This is a genomic window from Sodalis sp. RH14, from assembly GCF_047324285.1.
Lineage (GTDB): Bacteria > Pseudomonadota > Gammaproteobacteria > Enterobacterales > Enterobacteriaceae > Acerihabitans.
Genome location: NZ_CP178739.1, coordinates 5,666,145 through 5,687,163, shown reverse-complemented (window position 1 = coordinate 5,687,163; position 21,019 = coordinate 5,666,145). Strand labels below are relative to the sequence as shown.

17 protein-coding genes are annotated in these 21,019 nt (G+C 56.5%); 7 read left to right on the top strand and 10 right to left on the bottom strand.

Annotation, left to right across the window (positions count from 1 at the left end; all coding sequences use genetic code 11):
• The first annotated feature begins 416 nt into the window (after nucleotides 1-416).
• Entirely contained in the window at nucleotides 417-1,736 is a 1,320-nt protein-coding gene (locus ACL2XQ_RS25835; protein WP_410012922.1) for a ferric reductase-like transmembrane domain-containing protein, read from the top strand.
• A 209-nt stretch (nucleotides 1,737-1,945) separates the two neighbouring features.
• On the opposite strand, the gene ACL2XQ_RS25830 is transcribed toward ACL2XQ_RS25835, so the two are convergent.
• Together ACL2XQ_RS25830 and ACL2XQ_RS25825 are read right to left on the bottom strand one after the other, a co-directional pair.
• On the bottom strand, nucleotides 1,946-4,672 hold the full coding sequence (locus tag ACL2XQ_RS25830) for a cation-transporting P-type ATPase (protein ID WP_413739844.1): 2,727 nt from the start codon (nucleotides 4,670-4,672) through the stop codon (nucleotides 1,946-1,948).
• 400 nt (nucleotides 4,673-5,072) lie between these two features.
• Nucleotides 5,073-5,966, bottom strand: coding sequence for a LysR family transcriptional regulator (locus ACL2XQ_RS25825; RefSeq protein ID WP_413721718.1), 894 nt, complete (start codon nucleotides 5,964-5,966; stop codon nucleotides 5,073-5,075).
• A 96-nt stretch (nucleotides 5,967-6,062) separates the two neighbouring features.
• Between ACL2XQ_RS25825 and ACL2XQ_RS25820 the strand changes: the two genes are divergently transcribed.
• Complete coding sequence (locus tag ACL2XQ_RS25820; protein WP_410012925.1) at nucleotides 6,063-6,923, top strand: aldo/keto reductase family oxidoreductase; 861 nt, start codon at nucleotides 6,063-6,065, stop codon at nucleotides 6,921-6,923.
• 148 nt (nucleotides 6,924-7,071) lie between these two features.
• Here the strand turns inward: ACL2XQ_RS25820 and ACL2XQ_RS25815 are convergent, their stop codons facing one another.
• Both ACL2XQ_RS25815 and ACL2XQ_RS25810 read right to left on the bottom strand, forming a co-directional pair.
• Nucleotides 7,072-7,977 (bottom strand): Rpn family recombination-promoting nuclease/putative transposase, encoded by a 906-nt coding sequence (locus ACL2XQ_RS25815; RefSeq protein WP_413721717.1) that lies wholly within the window; start codon nucleotides 7,975-7,977, stop codon nucleotides 7,072-7,074.
• A 293-nt stretch (nucleotides 7,978-8,270) separates the two neighbouring features.
• The gene (locus ACL2XQ_RS25810; RefSeq protein ID WP_410012928.1) at nucleotides 8,271-8,870 is read right to left on the bottom strand and encodes a LysE family translocator; all 600 of its coding nucleotides are present in this window, start codon (nucleotides 8,868-8,870) and stop codon (nucleotides 8,271-8,273) included.
• A 108-nt stretch (nucleotides 8,871-8,978) separates the two neighbouring features.
• Here ACL2XQ_RS25810 and ACL2XQ_RS25805 point away from each other — a divergent pair, with 108 nt between their 5' ends.
• Nucleotides 8,979-9,845: a LysR substrate-binding domain-containing protein gene (locus tag ACL2XQ_RS25805; protein ID WP_410012929.1), complete on the top strand. Its 867-nt coding sequence runs from the start codon at nucleotides 8,979-8,981 to the stop codon at nucleotides 9,843-9,845.
• 60 nt (nucleotides 9,846-9,905) lie between these two features.
• Here the strand turns inward: ACL2XQ_RS25805 and ACL2XQ_RS25800 are convergent, their stop codons facing one another.
• From ACL2XQ_RS25800 to rpmH, 6 genes are all read right to left on the bottom strand, one after another.
• Nucleotides 9,906-10,190 carry a CopG family transcriptional regulator gene (locus tag ACL2XQ_RS25800; RefSeq protein WP_410012930.1) on the bottom strand — a complete coding sequence of 95 codons (285 nt, stop codon included), beginning with the start codon at nucleotides 10,188-10,190 and terminating at the stop codon, nucleotides 9,906-9,908.
• Between the two features lie 16 nt (nucleotides 10,191-10,206).
• The gene (mnmE, locus tag ACL2XQ_RS25795) at nucleotides 10,207-11,571 is read right to left on the bottom strand and encodes a tRNA uridine-5-carboxymethylaminomethyl(34) synthesis GTPase MnmE (RefSeq protein WP_413721714.1); all 1,365 of its coding nucleotides are present in this window, start codon (nucleotides 11,569-11,571) and stop codon (nucleotides 10,207-10,209) included.
• Between the two features lie 95 nt (nucleotides 11,572-11,666).
• Nucleotides 11,667-13,313 (bottom strand): membrane protein insertase YidC, encoded by a 1,647-nt coding sequence (gene yidC / locus ACL2XQ_RS25790; protein ID WP_410012932.1) that lies wholly within the window; start codon nucleotides 13,311-13,313, stop codon nucleotides 11,667-11,669.
• Nucleotides 13,314-13,315: 2 nt separating this feature from the next.
• A complete protein-coding gene (yidD, locus tag ACL2XQ_RS25785; RefSeq protein WP_410012933.1) occupies nucleotides 13,316-13,573 on the bottom strand; it encodes a membrane protein insertion efficiency factor YidD in 258 nt (85 codons plus the stop codon).
• Nucleotides 13,537-13,896: a ribonuclease P protein component gene (rnpA, locus tag ACL2XQ_RS25780; RefSeq protein WP_162368594.1), complete on the bottom strand. Its 360-nt coding sequence runs from the start codon at nucleotides 13,894-13,896 to the stop codon at nucleotides 13,537-13,539. The genes yidD and rnpA overlap by 37 nt, the downstream gene beginning before the upstream one ends.
• A 17-nt stretch (nucleotides 13,897-13,913) precedes the next feature.
• The gene (gene rpmH, locus ACL2XQ_RS25775) at nucleotides 13,914-14,057 is read right to left on the bottom strand and encodes a 50S ribosomal protein L34 (RefSeq protein ID WP_162368595.1); all 144 of its coding nucleotides are present in this window, start codon (nucleotides 14,055-14,057) and stop codon (nucleotides 13,914-13,916) included.
• Nucleotides 14,058-14,701: 644 nt separating this feature from the next.
• Here rpmH and dnaA point away from each other — a divergent pair.
• Genes dnaA through gyrB form a run of 4 tightly spaced genes read left to right on the top strand, consistent with a single transcriptional unit; the run spans nucleotide 14,702 to nucleotide 20,752 of the window.
• On the top strand, nucleotides 14,702-16,096 hold the full coding sequence (dnaA, locus tag ACL2XQ_RS25770) for a chromosomal replication initiator protein DnaA (RefSeq protein ID WP_413721713.1): 1,395 nt from the start codon (nucleotides 14,702-14,704) through the stop codon (nucleotides 16,094-16,096).
• A gap of 3 nt (nucleotides 16,097-16,099) precedes the next feature.
• Entirely contained in the window at nucleotides 16,100-17,200 is a 1,101-nt protein-coding gene (dnaN, locus tag ACL2XQ_RS25765; protein WP_410012935.1) for a DNA polymerase III subunit beta, read from the top strand.
• Between the two features lie 24 nt (nucleotides 17,201-17,224).
• Nucleotides 17,225-18,319: a DNA replication/repair protein RecF gene (recF, locus tag ACL2XQ_RS25760; RefSeq protein WP_410012936.1), complete on the top strand. Its 1,095-nt coding sequence runs from the start codon at nucleotides 17,225-17,227 to the stop codon at nucleotides 18,317-18,319.
• An 18-nt stretch (nucleotides 18,320-18,337) separates the two neighbouring features.
• Nucleotides 18,338-20,752 (top strand): DNA topoisomerase (ATP-hydrolyzing) subunit B, encoded by a 2,415-nt coding sequence (gene gyrB, locus ACL2XQ_RS25755; protein WP_410012937.1) that lies wholly within the window; start codon nucleotides 18,338-18,340, stop codon nucleotides 20,750-20,752.
• Nucleotides 20,753-21,019: the final 267 nt, after the last annotated feature.

Here is a 21,019-nt window from a genome sequence, read left to right as displayed (position 1 = left end):
CGCGGGGCTAAAATGCCCGGCGGCATGTATTAGTTTCTGGCTCAGCGGCAAGTATCTTCGTTATTTACCAGCGGGTAACGGCGCTGACCGGGGACGTCTGACGCCATCATTGCGACCGGCGGTAATATTATAAAAATGCGTTATGCCACCCGGATAAACGATAAAAAAAGCTTATAAATAAAATGATCAATGGAATATTAATAACAAGGTTATTTATTTAACTCTCTCTGCCATTGGAATATTAAGAATAATTACTCTTATTCCGTACCGCGATCACAATTTAATTTTTACTCGAGATGAACTCTATTTTTTAATAGAGATTATTTACAAACGGAGAGCTGACGCAATTTTTGCCAGGTTAAACAGGCTTATACTGACCGAAATCTGATAATAATGATCTGTGCGGGGAGTTAACCATGCTTACCTTTGCGCTGCGTAATAGCCTGTGGCTGCTGGTTTATCTGTTCTTTATTTCGGCTCCGCTGTTTGTCCTGCTGTTAGGCTCGCTGCCGCCCGCGCGTGATTTCTGGACCGAGTTATCCATGGCCCTGGGATATTCGGGATTAGCGATCATGGGGCTGCAATTCGGCCTGACGGCGCGCTTTCGCTGGGTAACCAAACCCTGGGGCGAGGATGTTATCTATCACTTCCACCGGCGCATCTCGTTAATCGCCCTTGGCCTGGTGCTGGCCCATCCGCTGATTTTGTTTATTATCCGCCCGGAGCTGCTCGCGCTGCTTAATTTTTTCGCGGCCCCCTGGCGCGCCAGACTGGCGGCGATATCCACCTATTCGCTGATTGCCCTGATCGTCATGGCGCTATGGCGGGTAAAGCTCAGGCTCAGCTATGAGGTGTGGCACCTCACCCATATCATCCTGGCTGTGGCGGCCGTGGCGGCGGGACTTTTGCATATGGCCGCATGGGGCTTTTATCTTAATGACCCGGTAAAAAAAGCGTTGTGGTGCGGGCTGATGCTGTTCTGGCTGGCGTTGTTGCTGTATGTCCGCCTGGTAAAACCTCTTTTTATGCTACGCCGGCCCTACCGGGTAACGCAGGTGAAAGCCGAACGCGGCGCCACCACCACCTTGGTGATGATGCCGGAGGGACATAAGGGGTTTGGTTTTACGCCGGGCCAGTTCGGCTGGCTGACGCTGTGGAAGGGTCCGTTTAATATTACTGGCCATCCCTTCTCGTTCTCCTCCAGCGCGGAGGCGGAAGGCGGACGCGTAGAGATGTCGATCCGCAACTTGGGCGATTTCACCGCTAAAATCGCCCGGGTTACCGCCGGACAACGGGTATATCTCGACGGTCCGTACGGAGCATTCACCATCGGCAACCCGGCCGACATGCATGTGCTGATTGCCGGGGGCGTCGGTATTACCCCCATGATGAGCATGTTGCGCACCCTGGCCGATCGTGGCGATAAACGCCCGGTGGTACTGATATACGGCAGCAAGGACTGGGAATCCATTACTTTTCGCGAGGAGCTGGACGCCTTGCGGGCACGGCTTGATCTGACGCTGGTGCATGTTCTGTCCCACCCCCATGAGGGCTGGACGGGAGAGACCGGCTTTATTAACGCCGCCTTGTTCAGGCGTCACCTGCCGCCGCCGTATAATTTGCATGAATACTTTATTTGCGGGCCGAACGTGATGATGGATGCCATTGAACACGCCTTGTCCGAGATGGATGTGCCGATGGCCAAATACCATACCGAACGCTATAACTTCGCTTGAGGAACCTAGATTATGCAACGACGTGTCGCCGAACAGTTGGCTTTGATCAGCGGGCTTATTATCGTGATGCTGGCGCTACTGTTCGCCTGTTTACGGGTCTATGGATGATTGCCCGGCACGCCCCTTTTAGAGTGACGGCCGGGACGAAAAGATCCGGTTAATCCTGTGTTTGGTATGCCAGCCCGGCGCCGATGGCCGGGCCTTTGGACTTAGGCCGCGTTAGCCGTGGTTCTTAACCGGGCAAACACCCATTTTTCAATTTCAACAATAATGAATATACCGATGCTGACCAGCAGGGTAACACCCCAGTAAAAAGCCGGCAGCGGCTCGGTGCCGAACGCCCGATTCATAAACGGCAGGTAGATAATGGCCAGTTGCAGCACTATCAGCACGCCGGTGACCAGCCATAATCCCCGGTTGAGGAATATTTCCCGGTTCAATGGGAAGCGGTCCATTACCCGGCAATTGAACATATAAATCCATTGCGCGGTGACCAGCGTTTGCATGACCAGCGTGCGGATAAATTCGCCGCTGTAGCCGCGCGGCAGCAGCAATGATTCCAGCCAAAAGGCGCTGCAGGCGATAAGCGTGCCGACAAAAGCGATACGCCAGATGGCATGGCCGTCCAGCACATGCCGGGCGGGATCGCGCGGCGGGCGCAGCATCACGCCTTTTTCCGCCGGTTCAAAGGCCAGGCCGAACGACAGCGTGGTGGACGTGGCCATATTCACCCACAATATTTGCAGGGCGGTCAGGGGGATCACCGTGCCGGCCAGGATGGCGAAGATAATCAACAGCCCTTGCGCCAGGTTGGTGGGCAAAATAAACAGGATGGTTTTTTTCAGGTTGTCGTAAACGCGTCGCCCTTCTTTAACCGCGTTGGCGATAGTGGCGAAATTATCATCGGTTAATACCATGTCCGCCGCTTCCTTGGTGACCTCGGTACCCTTAATTCCCATGGCGATACCCACATCGGCCTGTTTCAGCGCCGGTGCATCGTTAACGCCGTCGCCGGTCATGCCGACCACCCCGCCTTTGTCCTGCAGCGCTTTGACCAATCGCAGCTTATGCTCCGGGCTGGTGCGGGCAAAAATATCATAATGCACCGCGGCGCCGGCCAGCTGGTTGTCATCCATATGCTCCAGCTGGCTGCCGGTAATGGATTCAACCCCATTGCCGATCCCAAGCATGGCGCCGATGGCCATGGCGGTTTCCTGATGGTCGCCGGTAATCATTTTCACGCGAATGCCGGCACGCTGGCACAGGGCGATGGCTTCGATGGCCTCGGGACGCGGCGGATCCATCATGCCGGCGATGCCGGCAAATACCATGCCCCGCTGGATATCCGCATGCTCCAGGCCCGTCTCTCCTGGTATGGGGTGTTTAAAGGCGGCGGCCACCATCCGCAATCCCTGCCTGGCATAGCGCGCCATTTCCTCTTCCCAGAAATCACGGCGAAACGGGCGTAATCCCTCTTGCGCCAGTTCCTGGTGACAGAAGGTAAACAGCACGTCCGGCGCGCCGGTAAGGAAAACCAGGGTCTCATCGCCGATCTGATGGCGGGTCGCCATATATTTATACGCGGAGTCGAAGGGGATTTTATCCAGCAGGCTGACCTCGCCAAGCCGCAGGCCGGACTTGGCGGCCAGTACCTTCAGCGCGCCCTCCGTCGGCCCGCCGGTAATGCCCCACAGGCCCCGTTCGTCCTGCCGGATTTGGCTGTCATTACACAATTCCACCGCGGTAATAAAGCGCGCCAGGGCGGCATCCTCGCTCAGTGCCACCGCCTGCTCGCTTTCCTGCGGGTAAATTTTACCCACCGGCTCATAACTTTCCCCGGCCACCCGATAGCTGCGATCCGCCACCACCACCGCTTTTACCGTCATTTCATTCATCGTCAGCGTGCCGGTTTTATCGGAGCAGACCACGGTCATGGCTCCCAGGGTTTCCACCGTCGGCAGCTTGCGGATAATCGCCCGCGCCCGCGCCATGGACTGTACGCCCAGCGACAGGATAATGGAGATGATCGCCGGCAATCCTTCGGGCACCGCGGCGACGGCAAGGCTTATCAGCGCCAGCAGCAAGTCGGTGAACGGCATATCGCGCAGGAAAAAAGCGAAGATAAACAGCAGCCCCATCATCACCAGGATCAGCATGAAAATGCCTTTGCCCAGGCGATCCATTTGCGTCAACAGCGGTGTGCGGTGCGGATCGATGGCGGCCATCATCTGGTTAATATGGCCTAACTCGGTATCGCCGCCGCTGGCTATCACCACGCCTTTGGCCGTGCCCGCGCTGATGGTGGTGCCGGAAAACAGCAAATTAACGCGATCGCCAATCGTCACCTCCCGATCAATCGCGCCGATATGTTTGGCCACCACCGTCGATTCACCGGTTAGAATGGCCTCTTCCACCAGCAGGTTATGGGCCTCCAACAACCGCAGGTCGGCCGGAATTTTGTCGCCCGGGCGCAGGGTGACGATATCACCGGGCACCAAATCCCGGGCTGCAATGGTTTGGGTAATCCCCGCGCGAATCACCACCGCCGTGCTGGACAGCATGCCCTGAATGCTTTTCAGCGATTTTTCAGCGTTGCTTTCCTGCACAAAACCAATCAGCGCATTAATCACCGCCACCGCCAGGATAATGACCATATCGACCCACTGCGCCATAATCCCTTTTAATACCGCCGCAATCAGCAGTATATAAATCAGCACATCATTAAAGTGCGCCAGGAATTGTAATAACGGATGCCGGGTTTTGCGCGCGGGCAGTTCATTGGCGCCATGGCGGCGCAGCCGTTCGGCGGCCTCGTGCGCGCTTAATCCGGCATCGGTGGTGTCAAGCTGGCGCAACGTTTCCTTCGTATCCAGCCTGTACCAGGCTTGGTCCGGGTTCGTTGGTGAAACAGATGGTTTTACCGGTGCGGTAGCCATGTAATGACCTCCAAAGGGCAAACAAATAATAGATTATGTTTACAAGACAATGACGCGTTGTTTTATTCCGCAGCGAAATAACATTGACCCGCCGCGTGGCCACACCCGGCCGACGGCGGCGTTTGGGTATTAAAAAGGCGATGAAAAGTAACCTAATAATAACAGCCTCATGCCGTTATCAATGAGAGATCGGTCAGCTTATTAACAGGAGTGTAATAATTAATTAGCCGGATATTTTTCGGTGAGCCTGGTTGAACGGGGACGGTGCTTGCCGGTAAAAGCACAATTAATATTAAACGGGCGGCTGTTTATTAAATAAATTTATTCTTTAGTCTCTTAAATATCAATTTTTATTAATGAATGGTCTGACTTATTATGTCGCTATATAGAGTTACTGTTGCTACTCGCGAATAAAATCAATAAAGGCGCGCAGCGGCGCCGGCACCAGCCGCCGGTCCGGGTAATACAGATAAGGACCGGAAAAATCCGTCCACCAGGATTCCAGTATCGGCTCCAGCGCGCCGCTGGCGAGATGGGGACGCAGCCACTCTTCGAACAGCTGGATCACCCCGATGCCCGCCACCGCCGCTTCCACCGCCAGATCCACCGCCGCCCCTACGCTTACGATAAGCGGTCCCGAGGGCTGCACCCTGACCCTTTCGCCATCTTTGGCAAATTCCCATTCCGGCATGATGCCGCTGGCATATTTACCGCGCAGGCACGCGTGGCGCAGCAGGTCCCGGGGATGCGCCGGCCGGCCCCGGCGGTCAAGGTAGCCGGGCGCCGCGGCGACGGCAAAACGCTGTCGCCTGGGGCCGATGGGGACGGCAATCATATCCTGCTCCAGCTTTTCGTCGTAGCGTATGCCCGCGTCGCAGCCGGCGGAAAAGATATCCACCACATTGCTGTCTGCCATTATTTCGAGCTGTATTTCAGGATATCGGGCCAGAAACGCCGGGATGATGCCGGGTAAGACCAAACGCACCGCGCTGACGGGCACATTCAGCCGCAGGGTGCCGCTGGGGGTATCGCGAAAGGCGTTGACGGCGTCAAGCGCCGATTCCACTTCGTTCATTGCCGGCAGCAACCGATCCAATAACATCTTTCCGGCGGCGGTCAGCGCCACGGAACGGGTGGTGCGATTAAACAACCGCACGCCGAGCTGCTGCTCGGCGCGGCGCACGGCATCGCTCAGGCGCGAGGGATTGCTGTTGATGGCCCGGGCCGCTTCCCGGAAACCGCCGGCTTTGGCCACTGCCATTACCGCGTTCAGCAGCCCAAGATCGATTTGCATTGTCCAGAATCCCGCACAGCCCGTCTCTATTTAACCCTATAGTCGCACAGGACCGCAGCGCCTACAATGGTGGATATATTGCACAGGAGAGCCACTATGACAAACAACAACACCGCCGCCGGCACTTATCAACTCGGCCACCGCCAGGTCAACCGTATCGGCTATGGGGCCATGCAACTGGCGGGGCCGGGCGTATTCGGCCCACCCAAGGATCCCGCCATGTGCCTGCGTGTGCTGCAAGACGCGGTGGCCGCCGGCGTCAACCATATTGATACCTCCGATTTTTATGGGCCGCACATCACCAACCGGCTGATCAAAGACGCGCTCCACCCCTATGCCGCCGATCTGTGTATTGTGACCAAGGTAGGCGCGCGCCGGGATGACAAGGGGGGTTGGCATCCGGCCTCTTCAAAGGAAGAGCTCACTCAAGCGGTCGAAGATAACCTGCGTCATCTGGGGCTGGATGTGATCGAGGTGGTCAACCTGCGCAGTATGCTGGATATTCAGCATCCGGTGGAAGGCTCCCTGGAAGCGCCGCTTACCGCGCTGGCCGAGTTAAAGCAGCGCGGCCTGATTCGCCATATCGGCCTGAGTAACGTCACGCCAACGCAGATAGACGATGCCCGGAAGATCACCCCCATCGCCTGTGTACAGAATTTCTATAATCTCGCTAATCGCCAGGACGACGCCCTCATTGATACGCTTGCCGCCCAGGGTATTCCCCTGGTGCCGTTTTTCCCGCTGGGCGGATTTTCGCCGCTGCAATCCGGGGCGCTCAATGATGTCGCGCGCCGGCTGAATGCCACCCCCATGCAGGTGGCTTTGGCCTGGCTGTTGCAGCGCTCGCCGAATATTTTGCTTATCCCCGGCACGTCGTCGCCGGCGCATCTGCGGGAAAATCTGGCGGCAGCCGAAGTGCGGCTATCGGCGGAAGATGTCGCGCTGCTGGAGCAGTAGGGCGGTCGGCGGCTAAACGCGGCTTGTGCTTATCTTACTACTGGATAGGTCGTGGGGCGTTTTCACGTTATTGAGCCGCCATGATAAGTTGTATCAAGAGGCAGCGGCAGACTGCTGGCGGCATGTTCCCGGGGCGGAAATGTCGCTTTTATGCCCCGGCGTCCGCCAGGGCATCAAGTTCCGCGTCGCCCAAGCCGGTAACCTGTGATACCGTGGCCCGATCCAGGCCCATGGCCAGCATGTTACGGGCGATTTCTTTATCTCGCTCGCTGCGTCCTTCATTTCGTCCTTCCTGTCGTCCTTTCAATACCCAGTGCTCTGCGATGGTCATCATCTCCTCCTTGTAGCGTGGCGTATTTCTTCCCAGATTACGGAAAAAAATCTCCGGGTCAAGGCTATTCGCTTCCTGCGCCAGGTAGTGCATCAGGCATACCACCAGCTCTTTGCCGGGAGGCGCCAACTCCAGCAATAAGGCGATATCCCGCAGCCGAAGGTTAATATCCCTGTCCCGGATATGCTTTTGTACATACTCCAGCAACGCCGCTTTACGGTGGGTTTTGATTTCATCGTCGGGGATAACCGTCACATCCACCAGGGGAAACGGCTGACAATACAGCGCCTGCGCCAACGCCGGGTCGTGAAAGCCGTCCAGCCAGCGGGTGCTGTAGGGATAGGGGCTGCGGGTCCCGTGGTAGAACAACAGCGGTATCACCAGCGGCAGCGTGTTATTGCCCTGGGCAAGGTGGCGGTGCATCGCCGCCACGCTATAGCGTAGAAGGCGAAACGCCATCATCTCATCGGCGCTGGACTGATGCTCAATCAGGCAATAGATATACCCCGCTCCCGCCGTGGTACGCAGGCTGTAAAGGATATCGCAGCACTGTGTGCTCATATCGTCCTCGATAAAGGTGCCGGAGGTGATGGCCAGCGTCCCTAAGTCGCACATTTCCCGCAGCACCGGCGGCAAATGTATGTGCAGGAAATCGGTTACGACGCCGATATCGCTAAAAAATTGCCTGAATAACGAATCATGGGGTGTGGGGAATGTTTTCATCGGCGTACTGTAGCGGCGTTATGGTATACAGGATATAAACGCCATTGCGGGGGGAGGGAGGCCGATATCAATTTGTGGGGAGGTGCGCATTTTAATGAAACGTCTATGCGCGCGCTCCTGTATGTTTGATAATTATTTTTTAAATTAATGCGATAATGCCATTATTTAATAGCTGACTTTCGTCGTTCGATCGGCTTTTTTGATTTTAGTGGGTTTGTCATTTCTTCATCGGTAACACAGACAGTGTTATTCCGCTCGTGTTTTGCCGCGCCGCTCAAGGCGAAGAGTATTATTCATTCTAGCCACATCGGAATAATGGACACAGCGAGCAGAATGCCCAATAAAGCGTTGAGCGCATGCCATTGCGTATCTGTCCGAAGCAGGCGGGCGAGTAGCAAGCCGGCGATGCACCAAAGGGACAGGGAAAGGATCGCCGCCAGCCCGAACGAACCTCCGAGGGTGAGGGCGAGATGAATTGGCCCGGCCGCCAGCGAGGCGAAGGAGGCGGCGGCGCCTAAGGTCATCGCCCAGCCTTTCGGGTTGTGCCAGACCAGCCAGACCGCGCCGAAGAATCCCGTGGGCCTGGCAATGTTCGAATGCAGGTGTGGCGGGCCGCTGCGCGCCATTTTCCATGCGAGCCATAACAGGTAAAGGGTGCCGACGAGCTTCATGGCAAGCTGGAGAGATGGAAACGCCAAAATAACGCTTCCTAGTCCGGCAGCGGCACCGGCGGCCATGGCGGCAAGACCCACCGCGATTCCGCACATCAATGGCAAGGAGCGGCGATAGCCAAAATGGGCGCCGGACGCGGTAGCTAACGTCGTGGCGCCGCCCGGCGTTATCGTCGAGACCATGACAAACAGAACCAATGGCAAAAACTCAGCGATGGACATGCAATTCTCCCCACGCATCTCAAACGTATTGGGGAACTCTATCGCGGCGCCATGCATAATTGAATCTCATATTGTGCATGGCATGCATTACAAGTCATAATGCATGCCATGGCTCGCAATCTCGATATCGTTCTACTTCGCACCTTCGTCGCCGTCGCCGATCACGCCAGCATGACAGCGGCCGGTAATGCTTTGCATCTTACGCAGAGCGCGGTCAGCCAGCAGATTGCCCGGCTGGAGGACTTATCCGGCGCATTATTTATACGTCAGAACAGAGCTCTTCGCCTGACCTCAAACGGAGAGCGGTTCCTGGCAAAGGCAAGGCGCCTTATCACTTTGAATGACGAGCTGTGGGCCGAGATGGCGGAAGGACCCATAGATGGCCTCGTCCGCCTTGGCGCGCCTTATGATCTGGTCGGAACCTGGCTACCTCCGATCCTGAAGGCTTTTTCGCAAGCGTATCCGCAGGTGGATATCAAACTTGTTTGTCTTGCTTCCCCTGAACTGTTGACCGCCATTACTGATGGCGCAATAGATCTCGCCCTGATCGAGGAGCCGGTCGGGACGTCGGGGGGAGAATGCCTGGCGGTGGATCGTCTGGTCTGGGTCGGCGCGAAGGGCGGCGCGGCGTATCTTAAGAACCCGCTTCCGGTTTCCATGGTCGCGGAAACCTGCGCTTTTCGCCCCGTTGTTTTGCAGGCGCTCAGCGCATGCGATCTTGCCTGGCGAACGATGTTCGAGAGCGGCAGCATTGATGCGACACGGGCCACGGTTCAGGCTGATTTGGCGGTAACGGTGTGGCTGGCCTCGACCGTTCCGAACGATCTCAGCATCCTGCCCTTTGGCGAGAACCTGCCCAAACTTCCCCCGTTCGCCATTAATCTTTACCACGCGAAAGGACAGCTTCCACGTGCAGTGAGCGAACTCGCGCAGCAAATACGCCATAGCGTGGGCGTCCCCTCTTACAGAAGCTAAAAAATTTATATGTAATTGATTTAAAAATTTATTTTCGGGTAATAAACTTACGGCGGCGAATTAACGGGGTTGCGGTTCGCTCTGCGATGATGAGTTGTGGCATTCAGGACTATCCTTGCCCGCTTCTATTCCCCAATCACGCAGCCAGGCGTTGATTTCATCACCGGTCAGATGCAAACCGCTCTCCTGGTAGTGATGCCAAGAGTCGATGGCTTCCCGCTTAAAACTCTCGCGTGCATCCGCCCACTCTTTGACACGCGTTTTAAGCCTGTCGTCGATTTTGAGAGGGATAGCGGGTGTTGACATGATGGCGTCCAACAAAGCAAAAGATGTTATTTTTTCCAAGATTACCTTTCCGTTCTCACTTCCCGATACAAAAACTCGAAAATATCCTCCCCAGCAAATCATCCGAGCTGAATTCCCCGGTAATTTCGCTCAGCGCCTGCTGCGCCAGCCGCAGTTCTTCCGCCAGCAACTCCCCCGCGTAAGCACTTACTAACTGTTCTTTACCCTGTACCAGATGCGCGCCAGCGATATCCAGCGCCTGCAAATGCCGCCGCCTGGCCAGGAACCCGCCCTCAAGGCTGCCGTTAAAGCCCACGCTCTGCTGTAAATGCGCGCGCAGCAGATCAACGCCATCGCCGGACTGGGCGGAAAGGGTAATAAGTGAGTGGCCATTTACTTCGGTGATACCCGGCGCTTCACCGGTCAGGTCGGCCTTATTGCGGATTACCGTCAGCGGCATGGCCGGCGGAAGGCGGGCAATCAGTTCCGGCCACAGCTGGTCTGGGTCGTTAACGGCGGTGCGGGCGCCGTCCACCATCAGCAATACGTGGTCGGCCTGCTCGATTTCCCGCCAGGCGCGTTCAATGCCGATGCGCTCCACTTCGTCGCCGGCTTCGCGCAGGCCGGCGGTGTCGATAATATGCAGCGGCATGCCGTTGAGCAGGATATGTTCGCGCAGCACGTCGCGGGTAGTGCCGGCGATGGCGGTGACGATAGCCGCCTCGCGCCCGGCCAGGGCGTTCAGCAGGCTGGATTTGCCGGCGTTGGGCCGCCCCGCGATGACGACCTTCATGCCCTCGCGCAGCAGGCTGCCCTGGCGGGCCTCTGAGCGCACCTGGCGCAGGTCGTCCATGACGCGGTTAAGGCTGCCTTCGATTTTGCCATCGGAAAGGAAATCAATTTCCTCATCCGGGAAGTCGATGGCCGCTTCGACGTAGATGCGCAAGTTAGTAAGTGCTTCCACCAAATGATGCACGCGCTGGGAAAATACGCCCTGTAATGAGTTTACCGCCGAACGGGCCGCCTGCTCGGAGCTGGCGTCGATTAAGTCGGCAATGGCCTCGGCCTGGGCCAGATCCAGCTTATCATTGAGAAACGCGCGCTCGGAGAACTCTCCCGGACGGGCGATACGCAGCCCTGGCAGGGCTAGGATGCGTTTTAACAGCATATCCAGTATTACCGGGCCGCCGTGGCCCTGCAGCTCCAGCACGTCCTCGCCGGTGAAGGAATGGGGGCCGGGAAAAAACAGTGCGATGCCCTGGTCCAGCGTGGTGCCGTCCACCGCGCGAAACGGCAGGTAATCGGCATAACGGGGCTTGGGCAACGTGCCGAGCACCTGGCGCGCCACCTCCGCGGCCATGGGCCCGGAAACGCGCAGCATGCCTACCCCGCCGCGTCCGGGCGGCGTCGCTTGGGCAACGATGGTATCCATTTGGCTCATACTGTTCTCTCTTCGCGCCGCTGGCGCGCTTAAAAAAACCAAGGCGGTCAGATGACCGCCTTGGCAGGGTTTAGCGTCCGGAAAACCGACTGGGGTTATTTCTTTTTGTCCCGGCTGTGCAGGCCGCGTTTTTCCAGGCCGCGATAAATCAGCTGCTGCTGGATAATGGTCACCATATTGCTGACGATATAGTACAGCACCAGGCCGGAGGGGAACCACAGGAAGAACACCGTAAAGATGACCGGCATAAAGGTCATCACTTTCTGCTGCATCGGATCGGCGACGGTGGTCGGCGACATCTTCTGAATGAAGAACATCGTGATGCCCATCAGGATCGGCAGGATATAGTACGGGTCCTGGGCGGACAGGTCTTGTATCCACAGGATAAACGGCGCGCCGCGCAGCTCGATGGAGCCCATCAGCATATAGTACAGCGCCAGGAATATCGGCATCTGCACCACCAGCGGCAGGCAGCCGCCCAGCGGATTGACCTTCTCGGATTTATACAGCGCCATCATTTCCTGGCTCATGCGCTGCTTATCGTCGCCGATTTTCTCGCGCATGGCCGCCAGCTTCGGCTGCAGCATGCGCATCTTCGCCATGGAGGTGTACTGCGCCTTGGTCAGCGGGTACATGATGCCACGGACGATAAAGGTGATGACGATGATCGAGAAGCCCCAGTTACCCACATAGCTGTGGATAAACTTCAGCAGCTTAAACAGCGGCTGGCTGATAAACCACAGCCAGCCGTAGTCCACGGTCAAATCCAGATGCGGGGCGATGGCCGCCATCTTGTCCTGGATTTCGGGGCCGACCCATAACGTGGCGTCCAGGGTGCTTTCACCGCCCGGGGCAACGGTGACCGGCGAGGATTTAAACCCCACCGCGGCCTGGCCGTTATCCATATGGGTGGTAAAAAACGTATTGGTGCCCTGGGTGCCCGGGATCCAGGCGGTGGCGAAATATTGTTGCAGCATGGCTACCCAGCCGCCCTGGGTATTGATGCTCAGCGGCCCGTCTTTAATATCGCTGAAGCTGTATTTCTTATATTTGGTGTCGCTGGACGAGTAGGCCGCGCCGCGATAGGTGTGCAGGGCAAAGTTGCTGCTGCCGGTATCGCGATGCTTGGGTAAATCGACGGATTGCTTCAGCTGGCCGAACAGGGCCAGTTCAAGCGGCTTATCGCCGGTGTTCTTAACAGCGTACTCGACGCCCACCGCGTAGTCGCCCCGTTTCAGGATAAAGGTCTTGGTGTACACCACGCCGTCGGCGCCGGTGTAGGTCAGCGGCACGCGCAGCTCGCCCTGGTTATCGGCCAGCACATAGGTGTCCTGGTTGATGTTATACAGCGGGCGCTCGCCGTTGGCCGGGTTGTCCGGGCCGTTTTTGCCGGTCAGGCCGCTTTGCGCCTGGTAGACAAACTCGGGGGAGGTTTCCAGCAGGTGGAACGGCTGATCGGAACCCAGTTTATCCGGATAAGTCAGCAGATGGGCCTGCTCGATATCGCCGCCGCGGGTATTGATGGTCAGTGAAAGCACATCGGTTTTCACGTTGATCAGTTGCCCCTGCCCGCTGGCGGGTAGTCCCTGAGTTACTGCTGCGTCACCGGTTGCCGTGTTCGCTGTCTGTTGCGTTGTCGTGACGGCCTGCTGCTGCGGATTGTGGTCCGTCTGCCAGGTCTGCCAGATCATGAAAGACACGAACAGCAGAGCGATGACAAGAAGATTGCGTTGCGAATCCATCTTTAATGTTCTCTGTTATCGTTGGTTTTCGGCGGCACGGGGTCATCGCCACCTGGGTTCAAAGGATGGCATTTTAATACGCGTTTCAATGTCAACCAACTGCCTTTTAACATTCCGAACCGGCGTATCGCCTCAATACCGTACTGCGAGCAACTGGGCTGGAACCGGCAGTGAGATCCCAGCAACGGGCTGATAAACAGTTGATACCCGCGTATCAACCCGATTAACAACCAGGAGACTGGCGACAATGGCGGCGCCATAATTTTTCCAACGCTTCCGTCAAGGCATGGTTATCCAAATCCTGCACCCCTTTCTTGGCGATGACGACAAAATCCATGGCGGGCAGGGCGTGCTGGTGCGTCCGGAAACTTTCGCGGGTAAGCCGCTTGATCCGGTTGCGTTCATGGGCCCGTTTGACATGTTTTTTGGCGACCGTCAGACCGACGCGGGGATGCCCCAGCGTATTCAGGCGGCCGAGGATGGTGATTTGCGGCGTGCCGGCCCGTTGTGGCTGCTGGAAGACGAAAGTAAAATGATTGGGAGTTAACAACCGTAACTCCCTGGGAAATGCTAGCTTAACCACCGGGGGGGTTAGCTTTATTACTTAGAAGATACGGACAGACGTGTACGGCCTTTAGCACGACGACGTGCTAAAACCAGACGACCATTCTTCGTTGCCATACGAGTACGGAAACCGTGGGTACGGTTGCGTTTCAAGACGGACGGTTGGAAAGTGCGTTTCATAGCGATTTATACCTAACAAATGTGTGACTTCACAGTAAACGCGTTTGGCTACTCGGCGTGAAAAAGACCGACGCCTCAATCGCATCAAAGGACAAAGAGGCGGGGATTGTAATAATTGTACAGTCCTGAGTCAATTCTCATCACGTTTTACCCACCTGGATACCCGTGTCCATCCCGGCAACCCCGTCTGAAAATCAAACTTAACCAGACAAGCTGACCAGGTGTCACGCGTAGGGCTGAGAATTATACGGGTTCCGGGGCAAAGCGCAAGGATCTGCCGGGATCAAGCGCATTATTATTAGGATCCCGCGGCGGCGGGCAGTGGTCGGAAATCAGACTATGCTTAATTTCACTGATATAAGAGTTACATTTTATCCAGCGAATGGAGAATCGGTTACACTCTTTCGCGCCCCTGGGAGCCTGTGGATAAAAAGGATCAAAACTGTGTAGAAGAGGAGGATCTTGGACGCGCTTTGCGTTATGATCCGCAGTCCCTGACGGGGATCCTCCGGGGATTTCGTCGCGGTAAACCGTTAAAGGCGGTTCGCGGGCTGCCATCGCGGTAGCCGGTGTCAAAAAGATGATCCTGAATCATACAGTTGTGTTTCTTTTCTTTTGTTGATCTTGTTCGATTGGAGTCCGCCGTGTCACTTTCGCTTTGGCAGCAATGCCTTGCCCGACTACAGGATGAATTACCTGCCACAGAATTCAGTATGTGGATTCGCCCTTTGCAGGCGGAGCTCAACGACAACACGCTGGCGCTATATGCTCCGAATCGTTTTGTCCTGGATTGGGTGCGCGATAAATATCTGAATAATATCAATGGGTTGTTAAACGATTTTTGCGGCACCGATGCGCCTTTGCTGCGTTTTGAAGTCGGCAGCAAGCCGCCGTTATCGGTGGTGGTCGCCCATCAGCAGCCGGTCAACCATGCCAGCGAGGCGCCGGTGCAGGCGTCCCGTCCCAGGCCCGCGCGGCCAAGCTGGGACAGCTCGCCGGTGCAGCCTGAATTGTCCTACCGTTCAAATTTAAATCCGAAACATAATTTTGATAATTTCGTCGAGGGTAAATCCAACCAGCTGGCGCGCGCGGCGGCGCGGCAGGTGGCGGACAATCCCGGCGGCGCTTATAACCCGCTGTTTTTGTACGGCGGTACCGGCCTGGGCAAGACCCATCTGCTGCAGGCGGTGGGCAACGGCATCATGGCGCGTAAGGCCAATGCCCGGGTGGTGTATATGCATTCCGAGCGTTTTGTGCAGGATATGGTGAAGGCCCTGCAGAACAACGCCATTGAAGAATTTAAACGCTACTATCGCTCCGTCGACGCCCTGCTGATCGATGATATCCAGTTTTTTGCCAATAAAGAGCGTTCGCAGGAAGAGTTTTTCCATACCTTTAATGCGCTTTTGGAAGGTAATCAGCAAATCATCCTGACCTCCGATCGTTATCCCAAGGAGATCAACGGGGTGGAGGATCGTCTGAAATCACGTTTCGGTTGGGGTCTGACGGTCGCGATCGAACCGCCGGAGCTGGAGACCCGCGTGGCGATCCTGATGAAAAAAGCCGACGAGAACGATATCCGCCTGCCGGGGGAAGTGGCTTTTTTTATCGCCAAACGGCTACGCTCCAATGTGCGTGAGCTGGAGGGCGCGCTGAACCGGGTAATCGCCAACGCCAACTTTACCGGCCGCGCCATTACCATCGATTTTGTGCGCGAGGCGCTGCGCGATCTGCTGGCGCTGCAGGAAAAACTGGTCACCATCGATAATATCCAGAAAACCGTGGCGGAATATTATAAAATCAAGGTGGCCGATCTGCTGTCGAAGCGGCGATCCCGCTCCGTGGCGCGTCCGCGGCAGATGGCGATGGCGCTGTCGAAAGAGCTGACCAACCATAGCCTGCCGGAAATCGGCGACGCGTTCGGCGGACGCGATCATACGACGGTGCTGCATGCCTGCCGGAAAATCGAGCAGCTGCGTGAAGAGAGCCACGATATCAAAGAAGATTACTCCAACTTAATCAGAACATTATCTTCCTAAACTATGAAATTTATCGTTGAACGAGAGCATCTGCTTAAACCACTGCAACAGGTCAGCAGCCCGCTGGGCGGCCGTCCCACCCTGCCGATCCTGGGCAATTTGTTATTGCAGGTCGCCGAAGACAGTCTGTTGCTGACCGGCACCGACCTGGAAATGGAGATGGTGGCGAAAGTGGCCCTGTCCCAGCCCCATGAGCCGGGGGCGACCACCGTGCCGGCGCGGAAATTTTTTGATATCTGCCGCGGCCTGCCCGATGGGGCGGAGATCACGGTGATATTGGAAAGCGATCGCATGTTGATCCGCTCCGGGCGCAGCCGTTTTTCGCTGTCGACTCTGCCGGCGACCGATTTTCCCAATCTGGACGACTGGCAGAGCGATGTCGAATTCACCCTGCCCCAGTCCACGCTTAAGCGCCTGATTGAATCGACTCAGTTTTCCATGGCCCATCAGGATGTGCGCTATTACCTCAACGGCATGCTGTTTGAAACCGAAGGCGAAGAGTTGCGTACCGTGGCCACCGACGGCCATCGCCTGGCGGTGTGTTCGATGCCGGTCGGCCAGCAATTGCCCACCCATTCGGTGATCGTGCCGCGTAAAGGGGTCATGGAGCTGGTCAGGATGCTGGACGGCGGCGAAACGCCGCTGAAACTGCAGATAGGCACCAACAATATTCGCGCCAGCGTCGGTGATTATATCTTTACCTCCAAGCTGGTTGACGGACGCTTCCCGGATTATCGCCGCGTATTGCCGAAAAATCCCGATAAAACCCTGGAAGCGGGCTGCGATGTGCTTAAGCAGGCCTTCGCCCGCGCCGCCATTCTCTCCAACGAAAAATTCCGCGGCGTGCGGCTGTACCTCAGCACCGATCAGCTGAAAATTACCGCCAACAATCCCGAACAGGAAGAAGCCGAGGAAATCCTGGACGTTGTTTACCAGGGAACCGAGATGGAAATTGGTTTTAACGTCAGCTACGTACTGGATGTGCTTAACGCCCTGAAAAGCGAAAACGTCCGTTTATTGCTTACCGATGGGGTGTCCAGCGTGCAGATCGAAGACTGCGCCAGCCAGGCGGCAGCATATGTTGTTATGCCGATGCGTCTCTAGAGATGTGGTAAGGTAGTGTGTTAAATGGCCTTGTCCCGCCTGCTTATCCGTGATTTTCGTAATATCGAGTCCGCCGATCTGGCCCTGGCGGCCGATTTTAATTTTCTGGTCGGCGCCAATGGCAGCGGGAAGACCAGCGTGCTGGAAGCCATTTACACCCTCGGGCACGGCCGGGCGTTCCGCAGTTTGCAGATTGGGCGCGTTATCCGCCATGAGCAGCCGGAATTTACCCTCCATGGCCGCATTGACGGCAATACGGCGGACGACCGCCAATCCTCGGTGGGCTTAAGTAAAAGCCGCCAGGGCGATAGCCGGGTGCGCATCGACGGCAGCGACGGCCATAAAATCGCCGAACTGGCCCAACTGCTGCCGATGCAGCTGATTACTCCCGAAGGATTCACCCTGCTTAACGGGGGGCCGAAATACCGTCGCGCCTTTATGGACTGGGGGTGCTTTCATCACGATCCCGATTTTTTCAATGCCTGGAGCAACCTCAAGCGCCTGCTCCGGCAGCGGAATGCGGCGCTGCGCCAGGTCAGCCGGTACGCGCAGCTGCGCGCCTGGGATCAGGAACTGGTGCCCCTGACCGCCAGGATTAGCCAATGGCGCGCCGACTACAGCGCGGCGATAGCGGTGGATATCACCGCCACCTGCGCCCAGTTTTTGCCGGAGTTCCAGCTGGATTTCAGCTTCCAGCGCGGATGGGATCGCGAGAGCGATTACGGCGAGCTGCTGGAGCGTCAGTTTGAGCGCGATCGGGCCTTGACCTATACTGCATCCGGCCCGCATAAAGCGGACTTTCGCATTCGCGCCGACGGGGTGCCGGTGGAGGATATCCTCTCGCGCGGGCAGCTTAAATTATTGATGTGCGCCCTGCGTTTGGCGCAGGGCGAATTTCTCACCCGCCAGAGCGGGCGGCGGTGTCTCTACCTGATAGACGACTTCGCTTCCGAGCTGGATACCGGCCGGCGCCGGTTACTGGCGGAGCGCCTGAAAGCCACCCGGGCACAGGTGTTTGTCAGCGCGCTGAGCGCTGAACAAATCCGTGATATTACGGACGAAAAGGGCAGGATGTTCCAGGTGGAACAAGGTAAAATACGTATTCAATCCGAAGTTTAAAATGAGCGAGAAACGTTGATGTCGAATTCTTATGACTCCTCAAGTATCAAAGTACTCAAAGGACTGGACGCGGTGCGTAAACGCCCAGGGATGTACATCGGTGATACGGATGACGGCACCGGTCTGCACCATATGGTATTCGAGGTTGTGGATAACTCAATTGACGAAGCCCTCGCCGGCCATTGTAAAGAAATCGTGGTTACAATCCACGAAGATAACTCCGTATCGGTCCAGGATGACGGGCGTGGGATCCCCACCGGCATCCATGAAGAAGAAGGCATTTCCGCCGCAGAAGTGATCATGACCGTACTGCATGCCGGCGGTAAGTTCGATGATAACTCGTATAAAGTGTCGGGTGGATTGCACGGCGTGGGTATTTCCGTCGTCAACGCCCTGTCGGAAAAGCTGGAACTGGTAGTGCGGCGCGAAGGCCGCGTCCATGAGCAGACCTACCTGGGCGGGATTCCGCAGGCGCCGCTGGCGGTGGTCGGTGAAACAGACCAGACCGGCACCACCATCCGCTTCTGGCCGAGCTTCGCCACCTTTACCAATAACGTAGAATTTCAATATGAAATCCTGGCCAAGCGCCTGCGCGAACTGTCCTTCCTGAATTCCGGCGTGTCCATCCGCCTGAAGGACAAGCGTAACGATAAAGAAGATCACTTCCACTACCAGGGCGGCATCAAGGCGTTTGTGGAATACCTGAGCAAGAATAAAAACCCGATCCATCCCACCGTGTTTTATTTCTCCACGGAAAAAGACGGTATCGGCGTGGAAATCGCGCTGCAGTGGAACGATGGTTTCCAGGAAAACATTTATTGCTTCACCAACAATATCCCGCAGCGTGACGGCGGTACCCATCTGGTCGGCTTTCGCGCCGCCATGACCCGTACCCTGAATTCGTACATGGATAAAGAAGGCTACAGCAAAAAGGCCAAGGTCAGCGCCACCGGCGACGACGCCCGCGAAGGCCTGATTGCCGTGGTATCGGTGAAAGTGCCCGATCCTAAGTTCTCTTCCCAGACCAAGGACAAACTGGTGTCGTCGGAAGTGAAAACCGCGGTGGAAACCCAGATGAACGAGCGTCTGGTGGCCTATTTGCTGGAAAACCCCACCGACGCCAAAATCGTGGTGGGCAAGATCATCGACGCCGCGCGCGCCCGTGAAGCAGCCCGCAAAGCGCGTGAAATGACCCGCCGCAAAGGCGCGCTGGACCTGGCGGGCCTGCCGGGCAAGCTGGCGGATTGCCAGGAACGCGATCCGGCCTTATCAGAACTGTACCTGGTGGAAGGGGACTCGGCCGGCGGATCCGCCAAGCAGGGCCGTAACCGTAAAAACCAGGCGATTTTGCCGCTGAAGGGCAAGATCCTCAACGTCGAGAAAGCGCGCTTCGACAAGATGCTCTCCTCCCAGGAGGTGGCCACGCTGATTACCGCGCTGGGCTGCGGCATCGGCCGGGATGAATATAATCCCGATAAACTGCGCTATCACAATATCATCATTATGACCGATGCCGACGTCGACGGTTCCCATATCCGTACCCTGCTGCTGACGTTCTTCTATCGTCAGATGCCGGAAATCATCGAGCGCGGCCATGTGTTCATTGCCCAGCCGCCGTTGTATAAGGTGAAAAAAGGCAAGCAGGAACAGTACATCAAGGACGATGACGCCATGGACCAATACCAGATTGCCCTGGCGATGGACGGCGCGGCCCTGCATACCAACGAGCACGCTCCGTCGCTGGCCGGCGCGCCGCTGGAAAGCCTGGTGGCCGAACACTATGCGGTACAGAAAATGATTGGCCGCATGGAACGCCGCTACCCGCGCGCGCTGCTCAATCACCTGATTTACCAGCCTTCGCTCAATGAAGCGGATCTGGCCGACCGGGACCGCGTGACCGCCTGGATTGCCGCGCTGGTGGCGGATTTGAACCAGAACGAAAAGCACGGCAGCAACTACAGTTTTGAAGTTCGTGAAAACCGCGAGCGTCAGCAGTATGAGGCGGTGCTGCGCATCCGTACCCATGGCGTCGATACCGACTATGTGCTTGATTTTGAATTTGTCCATGGCGGCGAATACCGCAAGCTCTGCACCCTGGGTGAAAAACTGCGCGGCCTGGTGGAAGAAGACGCCTTTGTGGAACGCGGCGAACGCCGTTTGACGGTGACCACCTTTGAGCAGGCGCTGGAGTGGCTGGTGAAGGAATCCCGTCGCGGGCTGGCTATCCAGCGCTATAAAGGCCTGGGGGAAATGAACCCGGAGCAATTGTGGGAGACCACCATGGACCCGGAAAGCCGCCGTATGCTGCGTGTCACGGTCAAGGACGCCATTGCCGCCGACCTGCTGTTTACCACGCTGATGGGCGACGCGGTGGAACCACGCCGCGCCTTTATTGAAGAAAATGCCCTGAAGGCGGCCAATATCGATATCTGATATTATGCTAAAGATAAAATGCCCGTGCGCCTTTGGCTGCACGGGTTTTTTTTTGGCATCCGTTATATGCTGCGGTTGTTTTTTGTCTGGGCATTAAAGAATAAATAATATAACAACAACCTTAAAAGAAACAATCTGGGGTTCTATCACATCTTGTATTTACTATTAGTAACGCACATCATAATGAAACGGGTAAGATCTGCGTTTATCTCCAACCAGTCTAACCGTGTCAAATTAATTAAAAATGCATCATTTGTTTCGTTTCCG